Origin of the sequence: Kitasatospora sp. NPDC058965 (genome assembly GCF_042741245.1) — a bacterium.
GTDB lineage: Bacteria > Actinomycetota > Actinomycetes > Streptomycetales > Streptomycetaceae > Kitasatospora.
Genome location: NZ_JBHYKG010000106.1, coordinates 1 through 25,939, shown reverse-complemented (window position 1 = coordinate 25,939; position 25,939 = coordinate 1). Strand labels below are relative to the sequence as shown.

At 75.6% G+C, this 25,939-nt stretch carries 23 protein-coding genes and 1 riboswitch; of the genes, 12 read left to right on the top strand and 11 right to left on the bottom strand.

Annotated elements, in window-relative coordinates; all coding sequences use genetic code 11:
• The first annotated feature begins 239 nt into the window (after positions 1–239).
• Entirely contained in the window at positions 240–1,331 is a 1,092-nt protein-coding gene (locus ACFW1A_RS19260; protein WP_380410293.1) for an amidohydrolase family protein, read from the top strand.
• A 33-nt stretch (positions 1,332–1,364) separates the two neighbouring features.
• The gene (locus ACFW1A_RS19255; protein ID WP_380410292.1) at positions 1,365–2,042 is read left to right on the top strand and encodes a uracil-DNA glycosylase; all 678 of its coding nucleotides are present in this window, start codon (positions 1,365–1,367) and stop codon (positions 2,040–2,042) included.
• Between the two features lie 19 nt (positions 2,043–2,061).
• Here the strand turns inward: ACFW1A_RS19255 and ACFW1A_RS19250 are convergent, their stop codons facing one another.
• From ACFW1A_RS19250 to ACFW1A_RS19240, 3 genes are all read right to left on the bottom strand, one after another.
• The gene (locus ACFW1A_RS19250) at positions 2,062–3,390 is read right to left on the bottom strand and encodes an ABC transporter substrate-binding protein (RefSeq protein WP_380410291.1); all 1,329 of its coding nucleotides are present in this window, start codon (positions 3,388–3,390) and stop codon (positions 2,062–2,064) included.
• Positions 3,387–4,694, bottom strand: a complete 1,308-nt coding sequence (locus ACFW1A_RS19245) for a hypothetical protein (protein WP_380410290.1) — start codon at positions 4,692–4,694, stop codon at positions 3,387–3,389. The genes ACFW1A_RS19250 and ACFW1A_RS19245 overlap by 4 nt, the downstream gene beginning before the upstream one ends.
• 109 nt (positions 4,695–4,803) lie before the next feature.
• Positions 4,804–5,211, bottom strand: coding sequence for a hypothetical protein (locus tag ACFW1A_RS19240; protein WP_380410289.1), 408 nt, complete (start codon positions 5,209–5,211; stop codon positions 4,804–4,806).
• A 248-nt stretch (positions 5,212–5,459) separates the two neighbouring features.
• Between ACFW1A_RS19240 and ACFW1A_RS19235 the strand changes: the two genes are divergently transcribed.
• Positions 5,460–6,407, top strand: coding sequence for an SCO1860 family LAETG-anchored protein (locus ACFW1A_RS19235; RefSeq protein ID WP_380410288.1), 948 nt, complete (start codon positions 5,460–5,462; stop codon positions 6,405–6,407).
• A 166-nt stretch (positions 6,408–6,573) separates the two neighbouring features.
• Positions 6,574–7,596 (top strand): glutamine synthetase, encoded by a 1,023-nt coding sequence (glnII, locus tag ACFW1A_RS19230; protein ID WP_380410287.1) that lies wholly within the window; start codon positions 6,574–6,576, stop codon positions 7,594–7,596.
• 108 nt (positions 7,597–7,704) lie between these two features.
• Here the strand turns inward: glnII and cobC are convergent, their stop codons facing one another.
• On the bottom strand, positions 7,705–9,129 hold the full coding sequence (gene cobC, locus ACFW1A_RS19225) for an Rv2231c family pyridoxal phosphate-dependent protein CobC (protein ID WP_380410286.1): 1,425 nt from the start codon (positions 9,127–9,129) through the stop codon (positions 7,705–7,707).
• A 155-nt stretch (positions 9,130–9,284) separates the two neighbouring features.
• Between cobC and ACFW1A_RS19220 the strand changes: the two genes are divergently transcribed.
• From ACFW1A_RS19220 to ACFW1A_RS19210, 3 genes are read left to right on the top strand one after another with little or no spacing between them, the layout of a single operon-like run.
• The gene (locus ACFW1A_RS19220) at positions 9,285–10,157 is read left to right on the top strand and encodes an alkaline phosphatase family protein (protein ID WP_380410285.1); all 873 of its coding nucleotides are present in this window, start codon (positions 9,285–9,287) and stop codon (positions 10,155–10,157) included.
• Positions 10,158–10,163: 6 nt separating this feature from the next.
• Positions 10,164–11,426 carry an MFS transporter gene (locus tag ACFW1A_RS19215; protein WP_380410284.1) on the top strand — a complete coding sequence of 421 codons (1,263 nt, stop codon included), beginning with the start codon at positions 10,164–10,166 and terminating at the stop codon, positions 11,424–11,426.
• The gene (locus ACFW1A_RS19210) at positions 11,423–12,442 is read left to right on the top strand and encodes a TolB family protein (RefSeq protein ID WP_380410283.1); all 1,020 of its coding nucleotides are present in this window, start codon (positions 11,423–11,425) and stop codon (positions 12,440–12,442) included. The genes ACFW1A_RS19215 and ACFW1A_RS19210 overlap by 4 nt, the downstream gene beginning before the upstream one ends.
• Here ACFW1A_RS19210 and ACFW1A_RS19205 read toward each other — a convergent pair.
• A complete protein-coding gene (locus ACFW1A_RS19205) occupies positions 12,430–12,951 on the bottom strand; it encodes a MarR family winged helix-turn-helix transcriptional regulator (RefSeq protein WP_380410282.1) in 522 nt (173 codons plus the stop codon). The genes ACFW1A_RS19210 and ACFW1A_RS19205 overlap by 13 nt on opposite strands.
• A 49-nt stretch (positions 12,952–13,000) precedes the next feature.
• Here ACFW1A_RS19205 and ACFW1A_RS19200 point away from each other — a divergent pair, with 49 nt between their 5' ends.
• Positions 13,001–13,738 (top strand): SDR family NAD(P)-dependent oxidoreductase, encoded by a 738-nt coding sequence (locus ACFW1A_RS19200; protein WP_380410281.1) that lies wholly within the window; start codon positions 13,001–13,003, stop codon positions 13,736–13,738.
• On the opposite strand, the gene ACFW1A_RS19195 is transcribed toward ACFW1A_RS19200, so the two are convergent.
• From ACFW1A_RS19195 to ACFW1A_RS19175, 5 genes are read right to left on the bottom strand one after another with little or no spacing between them, the layout of a single operon-like run.
• The gene (locus ACFW1A_RS19195) at positions 13,725–15,086 is read right to left on the bottom strand and encodes a cobyrinate a,c-diamide synthase (protein ID WP_380410280.1); all 1,362 of its coding nucleotides are present in this window, start codon (positions 15,084–15,086) and stop codon (positions 13,725–13,727) included. The two genes, ACFW1A_RS19200 and ACFW1A_RS19195, sit on opposite strands and share 14 nt — an antisense overlap.
• Before the next feature lie 12 nt (positions 15,087–15,098).
• Positions 15,099–15,704 carry a cob(I)yrinic acid a,c-diamide adenosyltransferase gene (cobO, locus tag ACFW1A_RS19190; protein ID WP_380410295.1) on the bottom strand — a complete coding sequence of 202 codons (606 nt, stop codon included), beginning with the start codon at positions 15,702–15,704 and terminating at the stop codon, positions 15,099–15,101.
• 5 nt (positions 15,705–15,709) lie between these two features.
• Positions 15,710–17,740, bottom strand: coding sequence for a putative cobaltochelatase (locus ACFW1A_RS19185; protein WP_380410294.1), 2,031 nt, complete (start codon positions 17,738–17,740; stop codon positions 15,710–15,712).
• Between the two features lie 35 nt (positions 17,741–17,775).
• Positions 17,776–19,302 carry a cobyric acid synthase gene (locus tag ACFW1A_RS19180; protein ID WP_380410279.1) on the bottom strand — a complete coding sequence of 509 codons (1,527 nt, stop codon included), beginning with the start codon at positions 19,300–19,302 and terminating at the stop codon, positions 17,776–17,778.
• Positions 19,299–20,234 (bottom strand): cobalamin biosynthesis protein, encoded by a 936-nt coding sequence (locus ACFW1A_RS19175; protein WP_380410278.1) that lies wholly within the window; start codon positions 20,232–20,234, stop codon positions 19,299–19,301. Before ACFW1A_RS19175 ends, ACFW1A_RS19180 begins: the two co-directional genes overlap by 4 nt.
• A 33-nt stretch (positions 20,235–20,267) precedes the next feature.
• Positions 20,268–20,419: riboswitch (cobalamin riboswitch) on the bottom strand.
• A gap of 171 nt (positions 20,420–20,590) precedes the next feature.
• Here ACFW1A_RS19175 and ACFW1A_RS19170 point away from each other — a divergent pair.
• From ACFW1A_RS19170 to ACFW1A_RS19160, 3 genes are all read left to right on the top strand, one after another.
• Complete coding sequence (locus ACFW1A_RS19170; protein WP_380410277.1) at positions 20,591–21,280, top strand: helix-turn-helix domain-containing protein; 690 nt, start codon at positions 20,591–20,593, stop codon at positions 21,278–21,280.
• 131 nt (positions 21,281–21,411) lie between these two features.
• Complete coding sequence (locus ACFW1A_RS19165) at positions 21,412–22,530, top strand: hypothetical protein (RefSeq protein WP_380410276.1); 1,119 nt, start codon at positions 21,412–21,414, stop codon at positions 22,528–22,530.
• Positions 22,531–22,928: 398 nt separating this feature from the next.
• Positions 22,929–24,290 (top strand): hypothetical protein, encoded by a 1,362-nt coding sequence (locus ACFW1A_RS19160; protein ID WP_380410275.1) that lies wholly within the window; start codon positions 22,929–22,931, stop codon positions 24,288–24,290.
• A 28-nt stretch (positions 24,291–24,318) separates the two neighbouring features.
• Here ACFW1A_RS19160 and ACFW1A_RS19155 read toward each other — a convergent pair whose 3' ends face one another.
• On the bottom strand, positions 24,319–24,822 hold the full coding sequence (locus ACFW1A_RS19155) for a MarR family winged helix-turn-helix transcriptional regulator (protein WP_380410274.1): 504 nt from the start codon (positions 24,820–24,822) through the stop codon (positions 24,319–24,321).
• Positions 24,823–24,970: 148 nt separating this feature from the next.
• On the opposite strand from ACFW1A_RS19155, the gene ACFW1A_RS19150 reads away from it, so the two are divergent.
• Positions 24,971–25,906, top strand: a complete 936-nt coding sequence (locus ACFW1A_RS19150) for an EamA family transporter (protein WP_380410273.1) — start codon at positions 24,971–24,973, stop codon at positions 25,904–25,906.
• Positions 25,907–25,939 lie beyond the last annotated feature (33 nt).

Sequence of the window (25,939 nt, the reverse complement as noted above, 5' to 3'; positions counted from 1 at the left end):
GGGGGAGGGTCACGTCGAGCCCGGGCGCTGGCTCGCGGGCGGCGCCGGCGGTCAGGCGGCAGCGCGGGCGGGCGAGCCGAGGAGTCGCCCGGTCGGATGGCGGATGCGAACCGGGCGGCTGGCCTGACATGAGTCAATCATTGCTGTCACAAGTAGTCAATATTCCTGTCAAGATCCTGTTGCGGGGGCCGCTCCGGGCCTGCGGTCCGCGCGGCGCGGCCGCGGCATAGAGTGCGGGCATGACGGATGGCGTGGTGCTGCACATCAAGGGGCGGGTGCTGGTCGGACCCGACGAGGTCCGGGACGAACTGTGGGTGGTGGACGGCCGGGTGGCCTTCGAGCGGCCGGCCGGCGCCCGGGACGTGCGCACCGTCACCGGCTGGGTGCTGCCGGGCCTGGTGGACGCCCACTGCCACGTCGGCCTGGACGCGCACGGCGCGGTGGACGAGGCGACCAGCGAGAAGCAGGCGGTCACCGACCGGGAGGCCGGCACCCTGCTGATCCGCGACGCCGGCTCGCCCGCCGACACCCGCTGGATCGACGAGCGCGAGGACCTGCCGAAGATCATCCGGGCCGGTCGGCACATCGCCCGCACCCGCCGCTACATCCGCAACTACGCCCACGAGATCGAGCCCGGGGACCTGGCCGCCTACGCGGCGCGGGAGGCCCGGCGCGGGGACGGCTGGGTCAAGCTGGTCGGCGACTGGATCGACCGGGACCGCGGCGACCTGGCCGCCTGCTGGCCGGGCGACGCGCTGGCCGAGGCGATCGCGGCGGCGCACGCCGAGGGCGCCCGGGTGACCGCGCACTGCTTCGCCGCCGAGTCGCTGCCCGACCTGCTGGCGGCCGGCATCGACTGCATCGAGCACGCCACCGGACTGACCGAGGAGTTGATCCCGCAGTTCGCCGAGCGGCGGGTGGCCATCGTGCCGACCCTGGTCAACATCGCCACCTTCCCCGGGCTGGCGGCCGGCGGCGACGACAAGTTCCCGGTCTGGGCGGCCCACATGCGCCGGCTGCACGAGCGCCGCTACGACACCGTGGGCGCCGCGCACGAGGCCGGGGTGCCGGTCTACGTCGGCACCGACGCGGGCGGCTCGCTGCCGCACGGCCTGGTCGCCGCCGAGGTGGCCGAGCTGCTCAAGGCCGGACTCACCGCCACCGAGGCGCTCTCCGCGACCAGTTGGGGGGCGCGCGAGTGGCTGGGCCGCCCGGGGCTGACCGAGGGCGCCCCGGCCGACCTGGTGGTGTACGCGCAGGACCCGCGGGCCGACGTCCGGGTGCTGGCCGACCCGCAGTTGGTGGTGCTCAGGGGTCGTCCGGTCGGGTGATCGGCCGTCCCCGTGGGCCGATAGGGTGAGGGCATGGCACCGCGTCCGCTGCACGAGATCGTCGAACCCGGCTGGGCCCAGGCCCTGGCGCCGGTGGCCGGGCGGGTCGCCGCCATGGGGGACTTCCTGCGCGGCGAGATCGCCGCGGGGCGGACCTACCTGCCGGCCGGGCCCGACGTGCTGCGGGCGTTCCAGCAGCCGTTCGCCGAGGTGCGGGTGCTGATCGTGGGTCAGGACCCGTACCCGACCCCGGGGCACGCGGTCGGGCTGAGCTTCTCGGTGGCCCCCGAGGTGCGGCCGATCCCGGCCAGCCTGGTCAACATCTACCGCGAGTACGGGCAGGACCTGGGGTTCCCGCCGCCCGGCAACGGCGACCTGACGCCGTGGACCCGGCAGGGCGTGCTGCTGCTGAACCGGGCGCTGACCACTGCCCCCGGCAAGCCGGCCGCGCACCGGGGCAAGGGCTGGGAGGAGGTCACCGAGCAGGCGATCCGGGCCCTGGTGGCCCGTGGTGGCCCGCTGGTGGCGATCCTGTGGGGTCGGGACGCGCGCAACCTGCGCCCGCTGCTCGGCCAGGTCCCGGCCGTCGAGTCGGCGCACCCGAGCCCGATGTCGGCGAGCTACGGCTTCTTCGGCTCCCGCCCGTTCAGCCGCGCCAACGAGCTGCTGGCGGGCCAGGGCGCGCAGCCGGTGGACTGGCGGCTCCCGTAGCGTCGGCGCCCGGCCCGGCTCAGCCGTAGGCGGTGGCCCGCACCCGGTCCAGGTCGGCGAGCAGGGCGTCCAGCCGGGACGGGTCGGCGACGTAGGAGAGGACCGCCGAGGAGAACGCGGACTGCATCGCGGCGGGCATCTGGTCGGAGGCGTCGAACCGCACGGTGCTCGCGCCGGCCAGCAGCTTCCCGAGCCGCGCCGACAGGTCGTCCGGGTAACTGCTCGGCCCGACCAGCCGGTTCGGGCTGAGCGCACCGCCGTGCCGCACCCAGACCGACTGGGCCTCGGGGGTGCTGAGGTAGGCGATCAGCTGGCGGGCGGCCGCGGTCGGACGGACCATCGCGAGCAGGTCCGCGCCGACCTCCCTGGCACCGCCGAAGGCCGGATCGAGCTGCGGGAAGGGAACGAAGTCGAAGTCCCGGCCCGCCTCGATCAGCGGACCGTCCTTCAGGTAGTCGTCGGTGATGAACGACGCCTCGTGGTCGAAGTAGCAGCCCGGCGCAGTGGTGAACATCGGCTCGCCGACCGTGGCGAAGTCGGAGAGCAGCATGCCCCGCGGGCCGCCGCGCACCATGCCCGCGGTGCCGACCACGTCGGCCCAGGTCTGCCAGGCCCGGCGGATCTGCGGGGAGGACCAGGGCAGGGTGCCGGCCGTCCACCGGTCGTAGAAGTCCGGGCCGGACTGCGCCAGGACGATGTCCTCCAGCCAGTCGGTGCCCGGCCAGCCCGAGGCGGTGCTGTCCGCCAGCCCGACGCACCACGGGGAGGTCCCGGTGGCGGCGATCCGCCGGTCCAGCGCGGTCAGCTCCTCCCAGCTGGCGGGCGGCCGCCAGGCGTGCGCGGCCAGGGCCTTGGGCGAGTACCAGAGCAGGCTCTTCAGGGAGGCCTTGACGACCACCGCGTACTGCTTCCCCTGCACACTGCCCAGTTGCAGCCAGCTCGGGTCGTACTGCTCGGCGAGCCCCGGCAGACTCACCGCGCCGTCCAGCGGGGTCAGTTGCCCCGCCAGGGCGTACTGCGCGAGCTTTCCCGGGCTGGACAGCACCGCGAGGTCGGGCGCATTGCCGGCGGCGAGCCGGTCGGTCAGCACGCTGTCCGCGTCGCGGGAGCCCTCGTAGACCACCTTGATCCCGGTCCGCTGCTCGAACGGCGCGACCACGGCGAGGAAACCGGCCTGCTCGCCGCCGCCCGGCCCCTCGCCGGTCCAGGAGCCGAGCACGTGCACGACCTGCTGGGGGCGGCCGCTGCCACAGGCCGTCACGCCGCAGAGGGCGACCAGGACCAGCGCCAGAGCGGCCCTCGGCCAGGCGTGGTGCGCGCCCCGGACAGCGACGGTCGGCCCGTTCACCGCACCCCCCGGTACTCGTCGATACGTGGCCACAGCCCGAGCAGGCACAGTCCCGCCACCGTGACGCTCAGCAGCGGCAGGCCCGGGCCGAGGCCCGCATCGGCACCCGCCGCGGACCGGGCGGCGCCGAGCCGCTGCTGGGCGAGGACCGTCAGACGGCTCAGCCCGGCGTCCAGGGCGGCGCCGCTGCCGCCCAGTTGGGCCGGCCCCCGGCCCAGCACCGTCGCTGCCGCGCCCGGATCCTGCCCGGCCGCCTGCCGCTCCACCTCGGCGTCGGCCGCCCGGAACTTCTCCAGCGAGCCGATCACCTGTGCCGTGCTGTCCTGGTCGGCGGCGGCGGAGTCGCCCTGCACCAGGTCGCCGATCCGGTCGGCGTACCCGACGAAGCCGTCGGCGAACGGCTCGGCGGGATCGCGTTCGACCAGGGCCAGCGCGTCCCCGGCCGAGGCCCGGGCGGCCAGCGCCCGGGCCTGCCAGGCGCCGGAGAGTTCGTCCAGCGCGGTGGTCGCCGAGCCGAACGCCCGGTCGGTGTGCAGCGCCTGCAGCAGACCCCAGCCGGCCAGCCCGGCCAGCAGCACGGAGCCCGCCAGCAGCGCCGGATTGAGCCGGCGGTTGAAGTGGCGGCTGAGGAAGCGCTGGGTGCCGACCAGCAGGGCCAGCCCCGGGGCGGCCGGGGCGAGCACCCAGAGGAGCACGCCGGGCGCGAGCCAGCGGCTCTGCCGGCGCTGGTCCACCGCCTGCCGTTCGTCCCGCCGCAACTGCTCGACCCGGGCGAGGATGCCGGTGTCCGGCGCCTGCATCAGACGGGAGGCGTAGCCCAGGTAGGCGGCGGCCAGCACGCCCTGGTCGGCGTTGGCGTGGGCCTGCTCGACCAGACCGGCGTAGTCGACCAGCAGCCCCTCGACCGCCTGCAGCGTCCCGCTGCCGCCCGCCCCGGTCGCATCGTGCTCGGCGGCCTGGGCGAGTGCCTGGTGCGCGTTCTTGAGGTCCTCCTGGTACTGCCGGCCCGGCCCGCTCAGCCGCATCGTCCCCGACAGCAGGCTCTCGACCGCGACCCGGTCGGCGTCCGCCAGGAAGTACCCGACCCGGGCGGTGTCGGTGACCGCCGGCACCGCCCTCGCACCGGCGTCCGACACGGCCCCGTGCGCCCCGCCGGTGGCCAGCCCCATCGTCGCCCACAGTGCGGCGACGCAGAGCAGCAGCGCGAGGAGGCGCAGCCGCAGCGACGCCGGAGTGCTGCGCGGGCCCGGCAACCGGCCGGCGGACCGGGCCCGCCCGGCGGGGAGGCTGCGCGTCAGTGCCATCGGCGCCGGTTCCGTTCGCGGTCGACCCGCTGGTCCTGCGTCACCACTGCGCCTCCCCGGTCTGCGACGTCCACGGGTGGTGCACCGCCCCGGTGGAGCGGCCGGTCGGTCAGCGCCGGCGGACCCAGGCGATCGCCTTCGCCGAGCCGAACCCCCCGATGACCGCTGCCGAGACCACCATGCCGAGCAGGCCCGGCGCCGCCCCGCCGACCAGCACGAGGAGCACGCCGCTCAGGATGTTCAGCACCTCCAGCGCCATCACGGTGCGCCGCGCCCAGTCCTGGTGGACCGCTGTCCCCACCGCGCAGGCGGCCAGGAGCAGCGCCGTCCCCAGCGTCACCCAGGCCGCCGTGACGAGCAGGGTGCTGTCGTCGGTGATGCCGTGGTCGGTCTCGTTCTGGTTCTCGTGGAACAGCATCAGGGCGACCACGAGGTTGACGGCCGACTGGAGCCAGACCACCACCAGTGCGCCCTTGAGACCACCCGGCATCCGGTCGGTCGAGTACGACTGCGCCATCCCGCCACCCCCTGCTGGATCTGGGCCTGCTCGCCGAATGCCGAGCAGCGGCATTGAGCAGCTCGTTAGCTCAGATTAATGCACGCATGCCTTCGCGCACAGGGTTTTTGAGGGATCGTCATGTCCGGGATCGGTGGCTCTTGTGGGTCTTCTTCATTCCAACGAGTGAAGCGGAGGCGGCAGTTGCGGTCCGGGTCCGACGGATTGGCAGAGGATGACACTTTCGTCGCACTAGTGGGAGTGTCATCTTGTCGTCTCGTGCCACCGTCGCCACCGCCGTCCTCGCCGCCGCCTCGCTCGTGGTGCTCCCCGTGCTGCCGGCTGCCGCCGACGGTCCGGGTTCCGGCGGCGGTACCGGCAGCGCCACCGCCGTCACCGCCGAACTCGACCTGCACGTCAGCCTGCTGAACAGTGCGGTGGACGTGCCGGTGGACGTGGCGCTGAACAAGGTCCGGTCGCCCGCCGAGATGCACGGCTCGATGCTCACCGCCACCGTGGCCGGGGTGGCCCAGCCCGGCCCCGTCACCCTGGTCCGGGCCGACCTCGGCCGTTCGGACACCCACGTCGGCCCGGACGGCGCGAAGGCCTCGGTCGCCCTCGCCAACGCCGACGTGCACGCCCCCGGTCTGCCCCTGACCACCCTGCTCGGCCTGGAGGCGCTCAGCGCCGAGGCCGACTGCCCGGTGGACGGGCCGCCCACGGCCGAGGTCACCGCGCCCGCCCGGCTCACCGTGCTCGGCCACTCGGTCGCCGCCGACCTGTACGGCCCCACCCACCTCGCGGTGCCCGGCATCGGCACGGTGGACGTGGAGTTCTCCCGGCGCACCACCACCTCCAGCACGGCCGCCGCCTCCGCCCTGGTGGTCCAGGTGGCGATCAACCCGCTCAACCTGAACGTGGCCAAGGTGGAGGGCACCGTCACGGTGGCCTCGGTGAGCTGCTCCAAGCCGACCGGCGCCGCCGCGACCGCCAGCACGCCGCCGTCGGGTGCCCCGAGCCCGGCGGTGTGGGCCGCCGACGCGGCCGGGACCCCGTCCGTCACGCCGACGAAACATTCGGCCCCCGGCGCGGAGCTCGCCAGCACCGGAAGTTCGGACACCGTTCCACTGCTCGCCACCGGAGCCGTGCTCCTGGTCTGCGGTGGTGGCGGGCTGGCGGCCGCCCGGCGCCGCCGCCCGGCGCACCGGCGGCACTGAGTCGGCTGCCGACCTGCACATTGTCATGTCCGCCGGCACTCTCGGAGGGTGAGGGTGCCAGCGCGGACAGTCGGTTCACACGCTGGTTACACAAGAGGAACAACCGGGAAACGGCGGCTTGCAACGCTACGCGGGCACCCACCACTCAAGTTCGCGAGGTATCCCCGTGGCAATCAAGGCCGAGTACATCTGGATCGACGGCACGCAGCCGACCGCCAAGCTCCGCTCCAAGACCCGGGTGCTGCCGAACGCCGACAAGATCCCGACCTGGGGCTTCGACGGCTCGTCGACCAACCAGGCCGAGGGCCACGCCTCGGACCGCGTGCTCGAGCCGGTGCGCACCTACCCGGACCCGATCCGCGGCGGTGACAACATCCTGGTGCTGTGCGAGGTCAACGAGATCGACGGCTCCGCGCACCCGTCCAACACCCGCGCGCTGCTGCGTCCGATCGCCGAGCAGTTCGCCGCGCAGGAGCCGATCTTCGGCATCGAGCAGGAGTACACCTTCTTCAAGGGCTCGCGCCCGCTCGGCTTCCCCGAGGGCGGCTACCCGGCCCCGCAGGGCGGCTACTACTGCGGCGTCGGCGCCGAGGAGGTCTTCGGCCGCGAGATCGTCGAGCTGCACCTGGACCGCTGCATCGCGGCCGGCCTGGCCATCTGCGGCATCAACGCCGAGGTCATGCCCGGCCAGTGGGAGTTCCAGATCGGCCCCGTCGACCCGCTGAAGGTCTCCGACGACCTGTGGGTCGGCCGCTACCTGCTCTACCGCACCGCCGAGGAGTTCGGCATCGACGCCACCCTGGACGCCAAGCCGGCGCGCGGTGACTGGAACGGTGCGGGTGCCCACACCAACTTCTCCACCAAGGCGATGCGCGAGGGCTACGACGCGATCATCACCGCCTGCGAGTCGCTCGGCGAGTCGCAGGAGAAGGTCCTGGAGCACGTCAACCAGTACGGTGACGACATCCAGTCCCGCCTCACCGGCAAGCACGAGACCGCCCCGTGGAACGTCTACTCCTACGGCGTGTCCGACCGCGGCGCCTCGGTCCGCATCCCGTGGCAGGTTGAGGTGGAGCAGAAGGGCTACATCGAGGACCGTCGCCCGAACGCCAACGTGGACCCCTACGTGGTGACCCGCCTGCTGGTCAACACCTGCTGCTCGGCGCTGGAGAAGGCCGGCCAGGTCTGATCCGGGCCCAGTGCTGACGCTGCCCGCCGCCCCCTCGGGGGTCGGCGGGCAGCGGCGTTCCCGGCTGCCGGCGGCGGGTCGGGGAGGGCCCGGCCGGCCGCCGCGCCGTCAGCCGAGCGCCCGCTCCAGCGCCGCCACGAAGCCGTCCGTGGTGCGCGGGTCGCGCACCGCCAGGCGCAGCCAGTCGGGCCCGAGCCCGGGGAAGGTGTCCCCGCGCCGCACCGCGTACCCCGCCGCCCGCAGCCGGTCGCGCAGCGCGGCCGCGCCCGCCACCTCGACCAGCAGGAACGAGGCGGCCGGGACGCCGTGCACCCGCACCGCCGGGACGGCCGCCAACGCGTCCAGCAGGTACGCCCGGTGCTCGGCCAGCTCGACGGCCACCGCCTCGGCCTCGGCCAGCGCCGGTGCGCCGCTGCACAGTTCGGCCGCCACCAGGGCCGGGGTGGAGACCGGCCAGAGCGGCTGGGCGCGGCCCAGTTCGGCGATCAGCGCGGCCGGCCCCAGCACGTAGCCGATCCGCAGCCCGGCCAGGCCCCAGGTCTTGGTCAGGCTGCGCAGCACCACCACCCGGCCCGGCAGGTCGCGGGCCGCGGCGAGCGACTCGCGCTCGCCGGGGACGGTGTCCATGAACGCCTCGTCCACCACCAGGGTCCGCCCGGGGCGGGCGAGCGCGGCCAGCGTGCCGGCCGGGTGCAGCACCGAGGTGGGGTTGGTCGGGTTGCCGACCACCACCAGGTCGGCCTGCTCGGGCACCGCGCGCGGGTCCAGCACGAAGCCGTCCCCGGGGCGCAGCAGCACCCGGTGCACCGGGATCCCGGCGTCGGCCAACGCCGCCTCCGGCTCGGTGAACTGCGGGTGCACCACGACCGCGTGGCGCGGGCGCAGGGTGCGGGCCAGCAGCACGAACGCCTCGGCCGCGCCGGCGGTCAGCAGCACCTCGGCCACCGGGCGGGCGTGCCGGGCGGCCACCGCGGCGCGGGCCGCGGTCCGGTCCGGGTAGGCGGCCAGCTCGGCCAGCGAGTCGGCGAGGGCCACCCGCAGCCAGGCCGGCGGGGTGCCGGTGCGCACGTTCACGGCCAGGTCCACCAGGTCGCGGTGGTGGCGCACCTCGGCGTCCCCGTGGTGGCGCAGGTCCGGTCCGTCGGCGGGCAGCGTCGCCACCGCGACCGTCGAGCGGGCCGACCGGCGCTTGGCGACCAGCAGTTCGCCGCCGCCCAGCAGCGCGGCCGCCTCCGCCACGCTGGGCGTCCCGGTGGCGGCCAGCACCGCGGCGGAGGGGGTCGGGACCGGCACGGCGGCCAGTTCGCCGGCCGGGTGCCCGACCAGCGGCACGCCGAACGCCCGCGCGGCGGCCAGCAGTCCGGGTTCCAGCGCGCGGGCCTCCACGGTGGCCAGCAGCCGGACCGCGCCGGCCGGGAGGGCGGCCTCGGCCAGCACCTCGGAGATCAGCCCCAGCACCTCGTGCTCCGCGACCCCCGCACTGGCGCCGACGCCGATCACCAGGCCGGCCGGATTCGCGTTCTCGCTGCTCACCGGGGCATCCCAGCACGCTGGGTGAACGGCCGTCAATCGCCGGTGGTGTGCCGTTCCTCGCATCTTCACCTGCACTGCGCTGCTCACGTCAGGTGACCGCCCGTACGCTGAGCGCCGCTCGGCCCGCTCCCCCAACCCCCTGTGGAGGACCCGCCATGCCCCTGATCTCCCGCCGCACCCTGACCGCGGCCGCCGCCGCGACCGGTCTCGCCGCCGGCTCCGCCGCGCTCTGGCTCTCCGGCGGCGCCGCCGCGCAGGCCGCCGCGCTGCCCAGCCCCGACCACGTCGTGGTCGTGGTGATGGAGAACCACGCCTACTCCCAGGTCATCGGCTCCAGCAGCGCGCCGTACATCAACTCCCTGAAGGCGGGCGGCGGCAACCTGACCAACTCCTTCGGCGTGACGCACCCGAGCGAGCCCAACTACTACGCGCTCTTCTCCGGCAGCACCCAGGGCCGCACCGACGACAGCTGCATCACCGTGCAGTCGCTGTCCGCCGCCAACCTCGGCTCGGAGCTGCTGGCCGCCGGCAAGACCTGGGCCAGCTACAACGAGTCGCTGCCCAGCCAGGGCTCGACCACCTGCAGCAGCGGCAAGTACGCGCAGAAGCACAACCCCTGGTTCGGCTTCAGCAACGTCCCGCTGAACAGCGCCTACACCTTCGCGCAGTTCCCCACCGACTACACCACGCTGCCGAAGGTCTCCTTCGTCACCCCGAACCTGTGCAGCGACATGCACGACTGCTCGGTGAGCACCGGCGACACCTGGATCAAGACCAACCTGTCCGCCTACGCCACCTGGGCGCAGACCCACAACAGCCTCCTCGTCGTCACCTTCGACGAGGACAACGGCAGCAACGGCAACCACATCGCCACCGTGGTCTACGGCCAGCACGTCGCGGCCGGCTCCAGCGCCACCGCCACCTACAACCACTACGGCGTGCTGCGCACCCTGGAGGACCTGGCCGGCCTGACCAGCCACGCGGGCAACGCGGCCACCGCCTCCGACATCACCGGCATCTGGAACTGACGCCCGGTGTACCTCGCCGACAGCCGTACGGCCCCCGCCCGGGACACCCGTCCCGGGCGGGGCGCCGCCGTCGTTCCGGCGACCGTCCTCGCGCTGGGCACGGTCAGCCTGATCACCGACATCTCCTCCGAGATGGTCACCGCCGTGCTGCCGCTGTACCTGGTGGCGGGCCTCGGCGTCTCCCCGCTCGGCTTCGGCCTGCTGGACGGCATCTACAACGGGGTGGGGGCCCTGGTGCGGCTGTCGGCCGGGGTGGTGGCGGACCGCGGCGGCGGCCGGCACAAGGCGGTGGCGCTGCTCGGCTACGGGCTGTCGGCGCTGTGCAAGCCGCTGCTGCTGCTGACCGGGTCGCTGGCCTCGCTGGGCGTGGTGCTGGCGGTGGACCGCACCGGCAAGGGCCTGCGGACCGCCCCGCGCGACGCGCTGATCTCGCTCTCCAGCGCTCCCGAGCACCGCGGGCGGGCGTTCGGGGTGCACCGGGCGATGGACACCGCCGGCGCGCTGCTCGGCCCGCTGCTGGCGTTCGTGCTGCTGCGCGCCACTCAGGGACAGCTGCTGCAGGTGGGCGGGGACCGGTCCGGCTACCGGGCGGTCTTCGCGGTGAGCGGCTGCGTGGCCGCGGTCGGCGTGGTGGTGCTGCTGCTCTTCGTGCCGGGGCGGCTGCGCGGTCCGGTGGCCCGCGAGCGGACCGCGGTGACCCGCCGGCTGTGGCGGCTGACCGGGCTGCGCCGACTGACCGGCTGCGCCGTGCTGCTCGGGCTGACCACGGTCAGCGACTCCTTCGTCTACCTGCTGATCCAGCGTCGGCTGGCGCTGCCCACCGAGTACTTCCCGCTGCTGCCGCTGGGCACGGCGGCCGGCTTCCTGCTGCTCGCGGTGCCGTTCGGCGCGCTGGCCGACCGGGTGGGCCGGCGGGTGCTCTTCCTGGCGGGGCACGGCGCCCTGCTGGCGGGCTACGGGCTGCTGCTGTGGGCGGGCGCGGGGCGCTGGGTGCCGTTCGCGGTGCTGGCGCTGCACGGCACCTTCTACGCGGCCACCGACGGGGTGCTGGCCGCGGCCGCCGCGGACGTGATCCCCGAGGCGAACCGCAGCGCCGGGCTGGCCCTGCTGGGCACCGGACAGACCGCGGCCCGGTTCGTCTGCTCGCTGGCCTTCGGCGCGGCCTGGACGGCCTGGGGGCCGCACACCGCGCTGGCGGTGGCCGCGGTGGGCCTGCTGCTCGCGGCGGGCTGCGCCGCACCGGTCCTGCGAACGGAGAAACCCGCGTGACGAGGACAGCCCGCCTGACGGTGCTGCTGGTGACCCTGCTGCTGCTCGGTGGGGTCGCCGCGGTGAGTGTGCAGCAGGCCGCCGACCGGGCGCACCGGCGCGACCAGGCGCAGGCGGACGGGCCGATGGTGGCCGCCGGCGCCGTCACGCTGCGGCCCGCCGCGCGCACCCTGGTGTTCCGCTCCACCGCCTGGGGCCCGCACCGCGACGAGCTGGCCACCGTGCCGGCCGACCACCCGGAGGCGGAGCGCACCACCGCCGGGGTCAGCTGCGAGCGGTTCTACGCGGCCGCCGGCACCGGGATCTGCCTGCGCGCCAAGCCCGGCGCGGTCCAGGACAGCTACCGGGCCGTGGTGATGGACGCGGGCCTGCACGACCTGAAGTCCTTCCCGCTGGCCGGCATCCCCAGCCGCTCCCGGGTCTCGCCGTCCGGGCACCTGGCCGCGTGGACCGTCTTCACCAGCGGCGACAACTACGGCAGCCTCAACTTCTCCACCCGCACCTCGATCGTGGACGTGCGGGACTGGCACCTGGAGGAGAACCTGGAGACCTTCACCGTGCTGAAGGACGGTCAGCCGTACCACGCCCAGGACATCAACGTCTGGGGCGTCACCTTCGCCGACGACACCACCTTCTACGCCACGGTCGCCTCCGGCGGCCAGACCTGGCTGGTCCGCGGCGACCTCGGCGCGCGCACCCTGACCACGCTGCACGGCAACGTGGAGTGCCCCTCGCTCTCGCCGGACGGCACCAGGATCGCCTACAAGCACCGGGTGGCCGGGGCCACCAACGACGTGCCCTGGCTGCTCTACGTGCTGGACCTGCGCACCGGCACCGAGACGGCCACCGCCGAGACCCGCAGCGTGGACGACCAGGCGGTCTGGGCCGACGACCACACCCTGGTGTACGCCCTGCCCGGCGACTACGGCACCGACCTGTGGACGGTCCCGTCCGACGGCACCGGCAAGCCCGCCCGGCTGCTGAGCGCCGCGCTGGCGCCGGCCTACCTGGGCTGAGTCCCGCCGGCCGCCAGCCCGCGCAGGAAGGTCGCCAGCAGCGCGGCCAACTGCTCCTGCTCCGCCGGGTCGAGCACCCGGTCCAGCACCTGCTGCTCGTGCCGCAGCAGGTCGCCGACCACCGCCTGCACGGCCGCGTGGCCGGCCGGGGTCAGCTCCACCGTGACGGTCCGCCCGCCCGGCTCGCCGGCCAACCGGCGGACCAGGCCGGCCCGCTGGGCCCGGTCGACGCGCTGGGTGACGGCGCCGGCGGTGATCAGCGAGCGGGCGGCGAGCTCGCGGGTGGTCAGCCGGTAGGGGTGGCCGGCCCGGCGCAGCGTGCTCAGCAGGTCCAGCGTGGCGTCGTCGGTGCGCAGCCGCGCCAGGGTCCGCCGCCGGTCGTCGGCGAGCAGCTTGGCGGCCTGCCGGATCCGGGTCAGCACCCCGATCGAGGCGACCGGGAGGTGCGGTTGCTCACGCTGCCAGGCGGCGGCGATCTGGTCGGCGGAATCGCCCTCGGATGTGTTCATGGATGCTAGTGTGCCATTGACGTTTAGGTCTAAACGAGGGGATGCGGGGATGCGCCAGATCATCGTCACCGGGGGCGGCACGGGCATCGGCAAGGCGATCGCGAAGGCGTTCGCCGAGCAGGGCGAGCAGGTCGTGATCACCGGCCGGCGCAAGGACGTGCTGGCCGGGGCCGCCGCCGAACTGGGCCCGAACGTGCGGGCGGTGGCCTTCGACGCGGCCGACCCGGCGCAGGTGGAGGCGGCGCTGGTCGAGCTGCCGGAGCGGGTGGACGTGCTGGTCAACAACGCCGGCGGCAACCGGGACCGGACCGCCCCGGCGGGCGCGTACGGCACCGGCCTGGCCGCGGTGGCCGCCTCCTGGCAGGCGAACCTGGACGCCAACGTGTACACGGCGGTGCTGATGACCGCCGCCCTGACCGACCGCCTGAACGACGGCGCCCGGATCGTCAACTTCAGCTCCATCGCGGCCCACCGCGGCGGCTCCGGCTCGTACGGCGCGGCCAAGGCGGCGATCGAGAACTGGAACCTGACGCTGGCCCAGCAGCTGGGCGGGCGCGGCATCACCGCCAACGTGATCGCCCCCGGCTACATCGCCGAGACCGAGTTCTTCGGCGGCGAGCCGATGGCGCAGGAGCGGGTGGCCTGGAACCTGGCCCAGTCGATCACCAAGCGGGTCGGGATGCCGGCCGACATCGTGGCCACCACGCTCTTCCTGGCCTCGCCGGCCGCCGGGCACCTGACCGCCCAGGTCCTCCACCTGGACGGCGGCACCATCAGCGGCCGCTGACCGCCGCGGCGAACCGCTGGGCCAGCTGCGGGGCGCCGGCCCAGTGCAGGTGCAGGTAACTGGCGTGCAGGGCGGCGGTGGTGAAGCCCTCGGTGTGCGGGCTGCCGGTCGGCGTCCGCCAGCCCCAGGCGGGGGTGGCGGAGCCGGCCGGGGTGGTGGCGGTGCGGTGGAACTCGTGGCCGCGCACCCGGGTGCCGGCCGCGGCCAGCGGGCTGTCGTGCAGTGCCACCGCCTCCCGGTAGCCGAGGGTGAGCCGCTCGGTCATCCGGGCCGTGGCGTCGAGCAGGCCGCACATCTGTCGGCCGTCCAACTCCTGCGCCAGGTAGAGCAGTCCGGCGCACTCGGCGGCGATCGGCCCGCCCGCGGCGGCGAGTGCGCGGATGGCCGCGCGCAGCGGGGCGTTCTCGCTCAGTTCGGCCGCGTAGACCTCGGGAAAGCCACCGCCCACCACCAGGCCCGACGCACCGTCGGGCAGGGCCGTGTCGTGCAGCGGGTCGAACGGCAGCAGTTCGGCGCCGGCGGCGGTGAGGAGCTCGGCGTTCTCCGCGTAGGAGAACGAGAAGGCGGGCCCGGCGGCCAGCGCGATCCGCGGCCGCGGGCCGGCCACCGGGGCGACCTCGGCGGCCGGGTCCCAGGCGGCGGCGGTCAGCGGCGGGGCGGACCGGGCCAGTTCCAGCACCGCGTCCAGGTCCACCGAGGCGGCGATCAGCTCGCCCATGTCGCGCACCGCGCGCACCGCCTCGGCGGACCGCTCGACCACCGGGACCAGGCCCAGGTGGCGGGCCGGGGTGGCCACCGCCGCGGTGCGGCGCACCGCGCCCAGCACCGGCACCCCCGCGCCCTCCTCCAGCGCCTCGCGCAGCAGTTGCTCGTGCCGGTCGGAGGCGACCCGGTTGAGGATCACCCCGGCGAGGCGCACCTCGGGGTCCCAGGAGGCGAAGCCGTGCACCAGCGCGGCCACCGAGCGGGACTGCGAGGAGCCGTCCACCACCAGCACCACCGGGGCGCGCAGCAACTTGGCCACGTGCGCGGTGGAGGCCAGCTCGCCGCGCCCGGAGGCGCCGTCGAACATCCCCATCACGCCCTCGACCACGGCCAGGTCGGCGCCGGCCGCGCCGTGCCGCAGCAGCGGCTCGATCCGCTCCGGGCCGCACAGGAAGGCGTCCAGGTTGCGGCCCGGCCGACCGGTGGCCAGGCCGTGGTAGCCCGGATCGATGTAGTCCGGGCCGACCTTGTGCGGGGAGACCTTCAGGCCGCGGGCGGTCAGGGCGGCCATCAGGCCGGTGGCGACGGTGGTCTTGCCGGCCCCCGAGGAGGGGGCGGCGACGACGAGGCGGGGGAGGTGCACGAGCTCAGGTTCCTACCACTCGATCCCGCGCTGGCCCTTGCGGCCGGCGTCCATCGGGTGCTTCACCTTGGTCATCTCGGTGACCAGATCGGCCAGTTCGAGCAGCGGCTCGGGCGCGTACCGGCCGGTGATCACCACGTGCTGGCTGCCCGGGCGGTCCCGCAGCACCTCGACCACCTCGGCCGGGTCCACCCAGCCCCAGTGCATCGGGTAGGTGAACTCGTCCAGCACGTACAGCCGGTAGGTCTCGGCGGCGAGGTCGCGCTTGACCTGCTCCCAGCCCTCCTTGGCGGCCTCCTCGCTGGTCACCTCGGCCTCGGCGGAGCGCTGGATCCAGGACCAGCCCTCGCCCATCTTGTGCCAGGCCACGCTGCCGCCCTCGCCGGAGGCGCCCAGCACCTTGAGCGCGTTCTCCTCGCCCACCTTCCACTTGGCGGACTTGACGAACTGGAACACCCCGATCGGCCAGCCCTGGTTCCAGGCCCGCAGCGCCAGCCCGAAGGCGGCGGTGGACTTGCCCTTGCCGGGGCCGGTGTGCACGGCGGTGATCGGCTGGGTACGGCGCTGACGGGTGGTCAGACCGTCGTTGGGGACGACCTCGGGCTTGCCCTGCGGCACGGGGATCACGCAGCCTTTCGGGAGACGGGGGAACGGTGGGCCTGCACCAGCGCGGCCACGCCCTCGGCGCGCAGCTCGTCCAGGGTGACGGCGGTGCCGCCCAGTTGGCCGGCCAGGGTGCGGGCCAGGCCCAGCCGGACCGGGCCCGACTCGCAGTCGAGCACCACGGCGGCGGTGCCCTGCGCGGCGAGCAGGCCGGCGGCGCGGCCGGCCTCGGCCAGCGCGGTGCGGCCGCCGGTGGCCCGCCCGTCGGTGACCACCACCAGCAGCGGGCGGCGGCGCGGGTCGCGCACCCGCTCCAGCCGCAGCACCTCGTGGGCGCGCAGCAGGCCGGCGGCCAGCGGGGTGCGCCCGCCGGTGGGCAGCTTCTCCAGCCGGGCCGCGCCGACCTCCACCGAGGAGGTGGGCGGCAGCGCCAGCTCGGCGCCGCTGCCGCGGAAGGTGATCATGCCGATCTTGTCGCGGCGCTGGTAGGCGTCCATCAGCAGCGAGAGCACCGCGCCCTTGACCGCGGTCATCCGCTGCCGGGCCGCCATCGAGCCGGAGGCGTCCACCACGAAGAGCACCAGGTTGGCCTCGCGGCCCCGGCGGACCTGCTCGCGGAAGTCGTCCCGGTGCAGCACCAGGGCCCGGCCGGTGCGGCCGCGGGCCAGCTGGTGCGGGGCGGCGGCCTGCAGGGTGGCGGACAGGTGCAGCCGGGTCAGCGGGCCGGCCGGGCGGCGGGACCGGACGGTCTGGCCGGCCTCGGTCTGGGCGGGGGACCGGCGGCCCTGCGCGCCGTGACCGGTGCCGGGGACCTTGAACAGCTTGGTCCGGTACGGGTCGCCGGCCGCCACGGGCGCGGACTCGCGGGCGGGGGAGGGCGCGGGGAGCCGGGGGGCCGGCGCCCGGTCGTCGGCCGGCGGCTGCTCGGCGGGCGGCTGCTCGGCGGCCGCGCCGTCCGGGCCGTGGTCCGCCTGCGGGGCACCGCCGCCGCCCGGTCCGCCGTCACCCGGGCCGTCGCCGTCCGGGCCGTCGGTCGGGTCGGTGGGGTCGGTCGGGTCCGGGTCGGTCGGCTCCTCGGGCTCGGCGTGCTCGCCCAGCGTGCGGTCCAACTGCTCCTCGTCCAGGCCCGGGGCGTCGAACGGGTTGCGCCGGCGGCGGTGCGGCAGCGCCAGCTGGGCGGCCTTGCGGACGTCCTCCTCGGTCACCGCGGTGCGGCCGGCCCAGGCGGCCAGGGCCACCGCGGTGCGGGCCATCACGATGTCGGCGCGCAGCCCGTCCACCTCGAAGGCGGCGCAGACCGCGGTGATCTGACGCAGCGCCCGATCACCCAGCTCGACCTCGGGCAGCAGGGCACGGGCGGCCTCGATGTGCGCGGCCAGCGCCCGCTCCTCGGCCGCGTAGCGCGCCGCGAAGCCCTCCGGGTCCGCGTCGTACGCCAGCCGGCGGCGCACCACCTCGGCCCGCTCCGCCGGGTCCCGGGTGGCCGCGATCTCCACGGTGAGCCCGAACCGGTCGAGCAGCTGCGGCCGCAGCTCGCCCTCCTCCGGGTTCATCGTGCCGACCAGCAGGAACCGCGCGGCGTGCCGCACCGAGACGCCCTCGCGCTCCACGTAGCTGCGCCCCATCGCGGCGGCGTCCAGCAGCAGGTCCACCACGTGGTCCTGGAGCAGGTTGACCTCGTCGATGTAGAGCACGCCGCGGTGCGCCTGGGCCAGCAGGCCCGGCTCGTACGCCTTGACGCCCTGGGCCAGCGCCTGTTCGAGGTCGAGCGAGCCGACGATCCGGTCCTCGGTGACGCCGACCGGCAGCTCCACCAGCCGGGCCGGCCGCCCGCCGCCCGCGCCGCTGTGCGGCGCGTCCGGGCACTGCGGGTCCGGCGCGGCCGGGTCGCAGGCGAACCGGCAGCCCTCGGCCACCGCGATCGAGGGCAGCAGGCCGGCCAGCGCCCGCACCATGGTCGACTTCGCGGTGCCCTTCTCGCCGCGCACCAGCACTCCGCCGACCGCCGGCGAGACCGCGTTCAGCAGCAGTCCCAGCCGCAGGTCGGCCATCCCGACGATCGCGGTGAACGGATATCGGACATCACTCACAGCTGCTCACCTTCCACACCACGCGCGGCCGGAGCCCCCGGCGGGACGAACGGCAGACCGCCCGGCGCCCCGCCCTCGATCAGCCGCCACAGCGCGTCGGTGTCGGCATGCTCCTCGATCAGATCCCCCAGCCGGTCCAGCCGTTCCTCCCGGGCCGCCGCGAAGCAGGTGTCGGGCGCGGGCACGAAGGCCCGCCCCGCCGCCGCCGCGACCGCGCGCAGGAAGGCCCGCCGGAAGCCGTCGTTCTCCAGTGCCCCGTGCCAGGTGGTGCCCCAGACCGACCCCTCGCGGCACCCGTCCAGGAAGGCCTCGCCACCCTCCACGGTCACGATGCCGTGGTGGATCTCGTACCCCGCCACCCGCTCGCCCAGCGCCTCGCCCACCGGCCGCCCGAGCACCTTCTCGGCCCCGAACTCCACCACGGTGGGCAGCAGGCCGAGCCCGGCCACGGTGCCCGCACCGGACTCCACCAGGTCGGTGATCCGCCGGCCGAGCATCTGGTAGCCGCCGCAGACCCCGAGCACCGGCCGCCCGGCCGCCGCCCGTGCGCGCAGCGGCTCCGCCAGCCCGCGCTCGCGCAGCCAGGCCAGGTCCGCCACCGTGGCCCGGGTGCCGGGCAGCACCACCAGGTCGGCGTCGGCCAGCTCCTCGGGCCGGGTGGCCCAGCGCACCAGCACGCCCGGCTCCTGGGCCAGCGCGTCCAGGTCGGTGAAGTTGGACAGCCGCGGGAAGCGCAGCACCGCCACCCGCAGCACGTCGGCGCCGACCGGGCCGGACGGGGCGCGGTCCACCACGGCGGAGGACAGGTCGAGCGAGTCCTCGGCGTCCAGCCACAGGCCCGGCAGCATCGGCAGGGTGCCCAGCACCGGACGGCCCGTCAGCTCGTGCAGCATGTCCAGCCCGGGCCGGAGCAGCCGGGCGTCGCCGCGGAACTTGTTGACCAGCCAGCCCGCCACCAGCGCCTGGTCGGCGGCGTCGAGCAGCGCCAGGGTGCCGTACATCGCGGCGAACACCCCGCCGCGGTCGATGTCGCCGACCACCACCACCGGCAGGTCGGCGGCCCGGGCCAGGCCCATGTTGGCGATGTCGCGGTCGCGCAGGTTGATCTCGGCGGGCGAGCCGGCGCCCTCGCAGACCACCACGTCGAACCGGGCCCGCAGGTCGGCCAGGCACTCCAGCGAGCGCTGCAGCAGGTACGGCTTGCGCTCGCGGTAGTCCAGTGCGCCCACCTCGGCCACCGGTCGGCCGAGCAGCACCACCTGGCTGCGCCCGTCCGCGCCGGGCTTGAGCAGCACCGGGTTCATCGCCGCCTCCGGCTCCACCCGGGCGGCCTGGGCCTGCATCACCTGGGCCCGGCCGATCTCCGCGCCGTCGGCGGTGACCATCGAGTTGAGCGACATGTTCTGCGCCTTGAACGGCGCCACCCGGACCCCCTTGCGGGCCAGCCAGCGGCAGATCCCGGCGGTCACCACGCTCTTGCCGGCGTCCGAGGTGGTGCCGGCCACCAGGATCGCGTTGCTCATGTCCGTCCCTTCCACAGCAGCCGGGCCACCACCGTGGTTCCCAGCGCCAGCAGACCCACCCGGCGGGAGAGCCGGCAGGCGCGTTCGATGTCGGCGACCGCGACCGGCCGCAGCTCGGCGCCCAGCACCGGCCGGTGCTCCACGCGGTCGCCGTACTGCAGGGTGCCGCCGAGCCGGACGCCCAGCGCGCCCGCGAAGGCGGACTCGGCCTGGCCGGCGTTGGGGCTGGGGTGGCTGCCGCCGTCGCGGCGCCAGACCCGCCAGGCGGTGCCGGGGGAGTCGGCGGCGGCCACCGCGAGCAGCGCGGTCAGCCGGGCGCCCGGCCAGCCCGCCACGTCGTCCAGCCGGGCCGCGGCCCAGCCGAACCGGCGGTAGCGGACGGACTTGTGCCCCACCATCGCGTCCAGGGTGTTGACGGCCCGGAAGGCGAGCAGCCCGGGCGGGCCGGCCAGGGCTCCCCAGACCAGCGCGTTCACCACCGCGTCGGCAGTGTTCTCGGCCACCGACTCGACCACCGCGCGGGCGATCTGCTGACCGTCCAGCGCGCTGGGGTCGCGGCCGCACAGGTGCGGCAGCCGCTCCCGCGCCGCCGTCAGGTCCTCGGCGGCCAGCGACCGGCCGATGGTGCGGGCCTCGCGCAGCAGCGAGGTGGCACCGAGCACGGTCCAGGTGGCCAGGGCCGCGGTGGCGGTGCGGCGGACCGGGCCGGCGCCGCGCTCCAGGGCGGCGGCGCCCAGCGCCACGGTGCCCACCGCGAGCGCGGTGTGCAGGGCGCCGGCGCCGCGGTGGTCGCGCCAGAGGGCGCGCTCCAGGGCGCTGGCGGCCCGGCCGAAGGCGGCCACCGGGTGGCCGCGCCGGGGGTCGGCGAAGACGGCGTCGGCGGCGAAGCCGATCACCGCACCGAGCGCATGGCCGGTGACGGCGCGCTGCATCGACGGGTCCTCACTCAGGGTCCGCGCCCTGGCTCGACGTGAATCCGGAGGGGCGAGTTCCTGGCTCCCGGGGGCTGACGGTGCGTCGCGCTCCCCGGTGACAGTGGCGGGACCGCGCCGGATTCGCACCGGCTTCCTCTGCTTGCCTCCGTATGGCCCAAGGATCCCATCACGCTGGTCAACCGGGCGTCAACCAGGCCTCACGGCAGCCGGCGGAGTGGTTGATCACACCGGCGCCGCCGTCGTCGACGCGGCCACGACTGGTGGATCGTCCAACACTGCGTCAGGGGCGGCCGCGGCGCTTCGTGCGTTCAGCGGCTGGGGAGCGGTGCGCGGGCGGGCCTAGCGTCGGCGCCATGCGAAGCCGCCGGTTCACCGCCCCCGCCCCGGTCCCGTTCTCCCCGCAGGCCGCCCGTGCGCACCGGGTGGGCCTGGGACTGACCCCGGACCAGGTGGCGGCCGGGATGGCCGCGCACGGGGTGCGGCTGCTCCCCTCGCACGTGCTGGGCTGGGAGAGCGGGGAGTTCCGCCCGGACGAGACGGAGTTCATCGCGCTGGCCCGGGCGCTGTGGTGCCCGGCGGTCCAGTTGATGGACGCGGCGCCGGGCTCGCTGCGGGACTTCCGGCTGGCCCGCGAGCTCACCGCGGACCAGGCGGCCGCCCGGATCGGGATGAACCCGCGCGGCTACACCGCCGCCGAGCTGACCGGCCGCTGGACCGGTGACGAGGCGCAGACCGCCGCGCTCGCCGAGGTGCTGGGGCTGCGGCTGCGCGACCTGCTGCGGATCACCGGCGGCGGCCCGGAGCTGGAGCGGCGGCTGCGCCAGTGCGTGGACGGCCGCTGGCAGGCCCAGCTCGCCGCGGTCGGCCGGCTGGTCCCGGTGCCCACGGCCACCCTGGCCGCCGTGCTGGCCGCCCTGCAGGGCGAGTACCAGGTCACCTCGCACTGGGGCGCGACCGCCCCGAGCACCCCGCCGGAGGCGCCGGTGGACGAGCGCTTCTGGGCCCTGCTCACCGGCCGGGACACCGGAGGCCTGCCCGTGTGACGTGCCGGGGCGGCCGGCCGGGGCACCTCGCGCAGTGTCTCCCAACGGCGGCGTTGCGGTGGCCGTCCGGCCTGCGGCGGGGTGAACTGGATTGGCCCGTCCGAGCCGCCGTCACCATCCCGGGGAGAGCCATGCGTTGGGGAACCGTCGTCGCCACGGCCACCGCTGTTGCCATCGGAGCCGGCGCGGCCGCGCTGCTGATCGGGCGCCGGGTCTCCGACCTGAGCCTGCGCCCCGAGCGGACCGAGGGCGAGGGCGAGCCCGAACTGCGGGTGCACCAGCTCGCCGCCGACCGGATCACCCTGACCCGCACCACCGCGAGCTCCCGGCGCGGCCGGTACGCGCTGGAGTGGCCCGGCGGGCACGCGGTGGTCGGCGAGGTGCTGGCCACCGACCCGCAGACCGTCACCCGCCGCCTGGAGCTGAGCGCGGGCAGCCCGCCGGCGGCCGGCACCGAGGTGGAGCTGACCACCCGGGTGCTGCGCGGCGACCCGGGCTCGGCCTGCGGACTGGACTACATGGACGTGGTGGTGGACGGCGAGCTGGGCGCGCTGCCCGCCTGGTACGTGCCGGCGGTCCGCGGCACCTGGGTGATCCTGGTGCACGGCGTGCTGGCCGACCGGCGCCAGGCGCTGCCGGTGCTGCAGCTGCTGAAGCGGCTGCAGCTGCCCGCGCTGGTGGTCAGCTACCGGGGCGACCAGGGCGCGCCCGCCTCGCCGGACGGGATCGGGCACTTCGGCGAGACCGAGTGGCACGACGTGGACGCCGCGATCAGGTTCGCCAAGGAGGCCGGGGCCGGCCGGGTCGTGCTCTACGGCTGGTCGGTGGGCGCGGCCGCGGTGCTGCACGCGGCGGCCCGCTCGGACTACCGCACCAGCGTGGCCGGCCTGGTGCTGGACTCCGCGGTGCTGGAGCCGGGTGCCACGGTGCGCGGGGTGGCCGCCGCCGCCGGGGTGCCGACCGCGCTGGCCGGGCAGCTGGGCGCCTGGTCGGCGGAGGGGCGCACCGGGGTCGACCTGGCCGGGTTCGCCCGGATCGCGGCCGGCACCGACCTGTTCGCACCCACCCTGCTGCTGCACAGCCCGCAGGACGAGGTGGCCCCCTGGCCCGGTGCCCAGCGGCTGGCCCACCGCCGCCAGGACCTGGTGAGCCTGCACCCCGTGCCGGGTGCGGCCCACGCCGCGCTGTGGAACGCCGACCCGGCCGGCTACGAGGAGACGCTGCGCCGGTTCCTGACCCCGATCCTGTGACCGGTCCCGTCCCGCCGGGGTACCCCGGCGGGACGGGACCGCCACCCCTGGCGCCGGCGCCGGGTGATCCCGTAGGGTCACCCCTTGACCACGCACGGTGCCACCACTACTGTCGTGCACAGTTCAGGGCCGGTGGGCGGCGGCCCGGTTTGGGCCCTCTTGCCCCGACTCCGCCCCGATTGCCACCTGAAGCAGTACAAGACGCGCCGAACTCGATGTGACAAGCGCCCCATACACGGGGAAGACTGCACGGCGTGACGTCTCGGAATCCGCGCGACCGTGATGCCCCGCTCCCGCCGACCCCGGGTACCGGCGCGACGGTGACCCGTCTTCCCGGTACGGCCCGCCGGCCCGACGGCGCAGCCGCCCAGCCGGGCCGTGCTCCGCTCCGCCGGCGGATGCCCAGGCCCGCCCCCGGGCGCGGCCGGGTCCCGGTGCCGGAGGGCTTCCCCGGCCCCGGCGAACTCGCCCCACCGGCCCGCGCCATGCTGGCCGACGCGGTCCGGATCGCCCGCTGGGCCGGCGAACTGGAGCACGTCGACAAGCGCGGCGAACTCCTCCCCGACGACGCCCGCGCGGCCGGCCGGGCGCTGGCCATGACGGTCGGCGCGGCGGCCCGCGCCTGGGGCCAGGCGCTGCTGGTCGGCCTGATCGAGCCGCGGGACGGCGGTGCCGGCCCGGGCTGGCGGCTGCACGCCTGGGAGCACGACGACGAGGCGGTGCTGCGCGGCTGGTCCGCGCTGTTCGACGCCTGGACCCTGCTCGCCCCGGTGCCGCCGGCCGCCCTGCGCGGCGTCTTCGCGGTGCTCGCCGGGCAGGCCGTCGACCAGGCCCCGCAGCTGCTCTCCTTCCTGCACCTGGTGGACGGCCCGGTGGCCGAGAGCGAGCTGATGGAGCTGCTGCGCCGCGGTCTGGACGAGCGCCGGCACGGCGGCAGCAACTTCGCCGCGCTCTCGCCGGTCCCGCACGCCGCCTCCGCCGTCTCGGCGGTGCGCGGCACCTGCCGCGAGCCCCAGGTGGACGCCCCGCCGGCGCCCTCGGACGTGGCCGCGGTGCTGGACTGGATCCTGGACGGCCTGGCGGCGGTCGGGGCCGTGGTCCGCGCGGACAGCGCCGCCGAGCTCTCGCCGCTCGGGCACTGGGCGGTGCGGGCCAAGCTGGAGGAGATCTGCACGGTGGCGCAGACCGCCGCCGGGCACATCGAGCAGAGCGCCCTGGAGCTGCTGGACGCGTGCGCCCACTACTCCCCGGGCCCGGCCCGGGCCGAGTACCGCGCCTGGGTGGCGGCCCGCCCGGTGGACCGCGCGGTGGCCGAGCTGCTGGAGGTGGCCCGCGGCGAGGACGCCCTGCTGCGCGGGCTCGCCTTCGAGGCGCTGCGGGTGGCCGGCGGCACCGCCGAGCAGGCGGTCCGCTCCGCGGTCGACGAGGCGGTGCTGCGCCCCTACGCGCTGCTCTGGCTGGCCGAGCAGCTGGACGAGGGCGGCGTGGTCCCGTCCGACGTGCTGAGCGCCCAGGACGCCGCCTGGCTCTGGGTGGACACCGCGGCCGCGGTGCTGGACCACGGCGAGACCGAGCTGCTGGTCGGCCACGTCGAGGGGGCCAGCGCGGGCGACCCGGTGCGGCTGTTCGCCCGGGCCCGGCAGTCGGGCCACCCGCGCTCGGCCTCGGTGCTCACCGCCGTCGCCTCGGTGCACCCGGACCACGCCGTGGCCCGGGCCGCCCGCCGCTCGGCGTTCAGCGTGCACGAGGGCGGGGCCTGACGGTCCGCGCCGCGAGGGCACCGACCGCTCAGCGGTCGGTGGCCTCGTACGTCCGCAGCAGTTTGCGCAGCAGCGCGTCCAGCTGGGCCCGCTCGGCGCCGGAGAGCGGGTCGATCAGCCGTTCCTCGTTCTCGATGTGGCCGGCCAGGATGCCGTCGATCAGCTCCAGCCCGCGCGGGGTCAGCCCGATCAGCACCGCGCGCCGGTCGGTGGGGCTCGGCCGCCGTTCCACCAGGCCCTTGGCGGAGAGCCGGTCCACCCGGTTGGTGATCGCCCCCGAGGTGACCATGGCCGACTCCAGCAGGGCTCGGGCGTTGAGCTCGTAGGGTGGGCCGGAGCGGCGCAGCGTGGCCAGCACGTCGAACTCGGAGAAGTCCAGGCCGTGCCGGGCGAAGTACTCCCGCATACCCAGGTCCACGTGGTTGTGCACCCGCTTGAGGCGCCCGACCAGTGACATCGGCCCCGGGTCCAGGTCCGGGCGCTCCCTGGTCCACTGGTCCACGATGGCGTCCACGGCGTCCCGCTCCGACATGCTCCGGCCTCCTCCGCTGCTGGCCCCCGCTGGTGGCGCCGGCTCCGGCCGACGCAGAAATATCTTAGCGTTGAGATACTTGACGTTCGCCTACTTCCGGGAGGATATTTATCTCAACGTTCAGATACTCAACGTTGAGGTGATTGTCATGGGTGGGGTGCTCGGCGACCGGTCCGGTCGACTGGGAGTGACGCTGACCGCGGCGCTGGCCCCGGCGGCCTGGGGGACGACCTACCTGGTCACCACCCAGCTGCTGCCGGAGCACCGCCCGATGCTGGCGGCGGTGGTGCGGGCGCTGCCCGCCGGGCTGATCCTGCTGGCGATCGGGCGCAAGCTGCCGCACGGGCGCTGGTGGGGCCGGGCCGTGGTGCTGGGGATGCTCAACATCGGGCTGTTCTTCCCGCTGGTCTTCATCGGCGCCTACCGGCTGCCCGGCGGGGTGGCCGCCACCATCGGCGCGATCCAGCCGCTGCTGGTGGCCTTCCTGTCGGTCCCGGTGCTGAGCCTGCGGCCGAGCCGCCGGGCGGTGCTGGCCGGCCTGGTCGGGGTCGGCGGCGTGGCGCTGCTGGTGCTGCAGGGCGGTGCCCGGCTGGACGGGCTCGGGGTGGCCGCGATGGTGGCCGGGATCGCGCTGATGGCGACCGGCACGGTGCTGACCCGGCGCTGGGGCCGGCCCGAGGGGGTCAGCATGCTCGACCTGACGTCCTGGCAGCTGGTGGTCGGCGGGCTCTTCCTGGTCCCGGTGGCGGCGTTCACCGAGGGCGCGCCGCCCGCGCTGACCGGCGGCAACCTGCTCGGCTTCGCCTACCTGGGCCTGTTCGGCACCGCGCTGGCCTACGTGCTCTGGTTCCGCGGCATCGACCGGCTGGGCGCCGGGCCGGCCTCCTTCCTGGGCCTGATCAACCCGGTGGTGGCCACCACCGGCGGGCTGCTGGTGCTGGGCCAGACGCTGAACGGCTGGCAGCTGCTCGGCCTGCTGCTGGCGCTGGGCGCCCTGGTCGCCGGCCAGCCGCGGCCGCCGCGCCGGGTCCGGCCCGGGCAGCCCGCGCCCGCGGCGCCGGCCCGGGTGCACACCCACGCGTGACGGCGGCAGAACGGCCGCGGCCCCCGGAACAGG

Bases quoted from the DNA above. Each gene is read 5' to 3' on its own strand.
- ACFW1A_RS19260 (WP_380410293.1), top strand. From the start codon at position 240: ATGACGGATGGCGTGGTGCTGCACATCAAGGGGCGGGTGCTGGTCGGA.
- ACFW1A_RS19255 (WP_380410292.1), top strand. From the start codon at position 1,365: ATGGCACCGCGTCCGCTGCACGAGATCGTCGAACCCGGCTGGGCCCAG.
- ACFW1A_RS19245 (WP_380410290.1), bottom strand. From the start codon at position 4,694: ATGGCACTGACGCGCAGCCTCCCCGCCGGGCGGGCCCGGTCCGCCGGC.
- ACFW1A_RS19240 (WP_380410289.1), bottom strand. From the start codon at position 5,211: ATGGCGCAGTCGTACTCGACCGACCGGATGCCGGGTGGTCTCAAGGGC.
- ACFW1A_RS19220 (WP_380410285.1), top strand. From the start codon at position 9,285: ATGCCCCTGATCTCCCGCCGCACCCTGACCGCGGCCGCCGCCGCGACC.
- ACFW1A_RS19205 (WP_380410282.1), bottom strand. From the start codon at position 12,951: ATGAACACATCCGAGGGCGATTCCGCCGACCAGATCGCCGCCGCCTGG.
- ACFW1A_RS19200 (WP_380410281.1), top strand. From the start codon at position 13,001: ATGCGCCAGATCATCGTCACCGGGGGCGGCACGGGCATCGGCAAGGCG.
- ACFW1A_RS19185 (WP_380410294.1), bottom strand. From the start codon at position 17,740: ATGGCCGACCTGCGGCTGGGACTGCTGCTGAACGCGGTCTCGCCGGCG.
- ACFW1A_RS19180 (WP_380410279.1), bottom strand. From the start codon at position 19,302: ATGAGCAACGCGATCCTGGTGGCCGGCACCACCTCGGACGCCGGCAAG.
- ACFW1A_RS19175 (WP_380410278.1), bottom strand. From the start codon at position 20,234: ATGCAGCGCGCCGTCACCGGCCATGCGCTCGGTGCGGTGATCGGCTTC.
- ACFW1A_RS19170 (WP_380410277.1), top strand. From the start codon at position 20,591: ATGCGAAGCCGCCGGTTCACCGCCCCCGCCCCGGTCCCGTTCTCCCCG.
- ACFW1A_RS19165 (WP_380410276.1), top strand. From the start codon at position 21,412: ATGCGTTGGGGAACCGTCGTCGCCACGGCCACCGCTGTTGCCATCGGA.
- ACFW1A_RS19160 (WP_380410275.1), top strand. From the start codon at position 22,929: ATGCCCAGGCCCGCCCCCGGGCGCGGCCGGGTCCCGGTGCCGGAGGGC.
- ACFW1A_RS19155 (WP_380410274.1), bottom strand. From the start codon at position 24,822: ATGTCGGAGCGGGACGCCGTGGACGCCATCGTGGACCAGTGGACCAGG.
- ACFW1A_RS19150 (WP_380410273.1), top strand. From the start codon at position 24,971: ATGGGTGGGGTGCTCGGCGACCGGTCCGGTCGACTGGGAGTGACGCTG.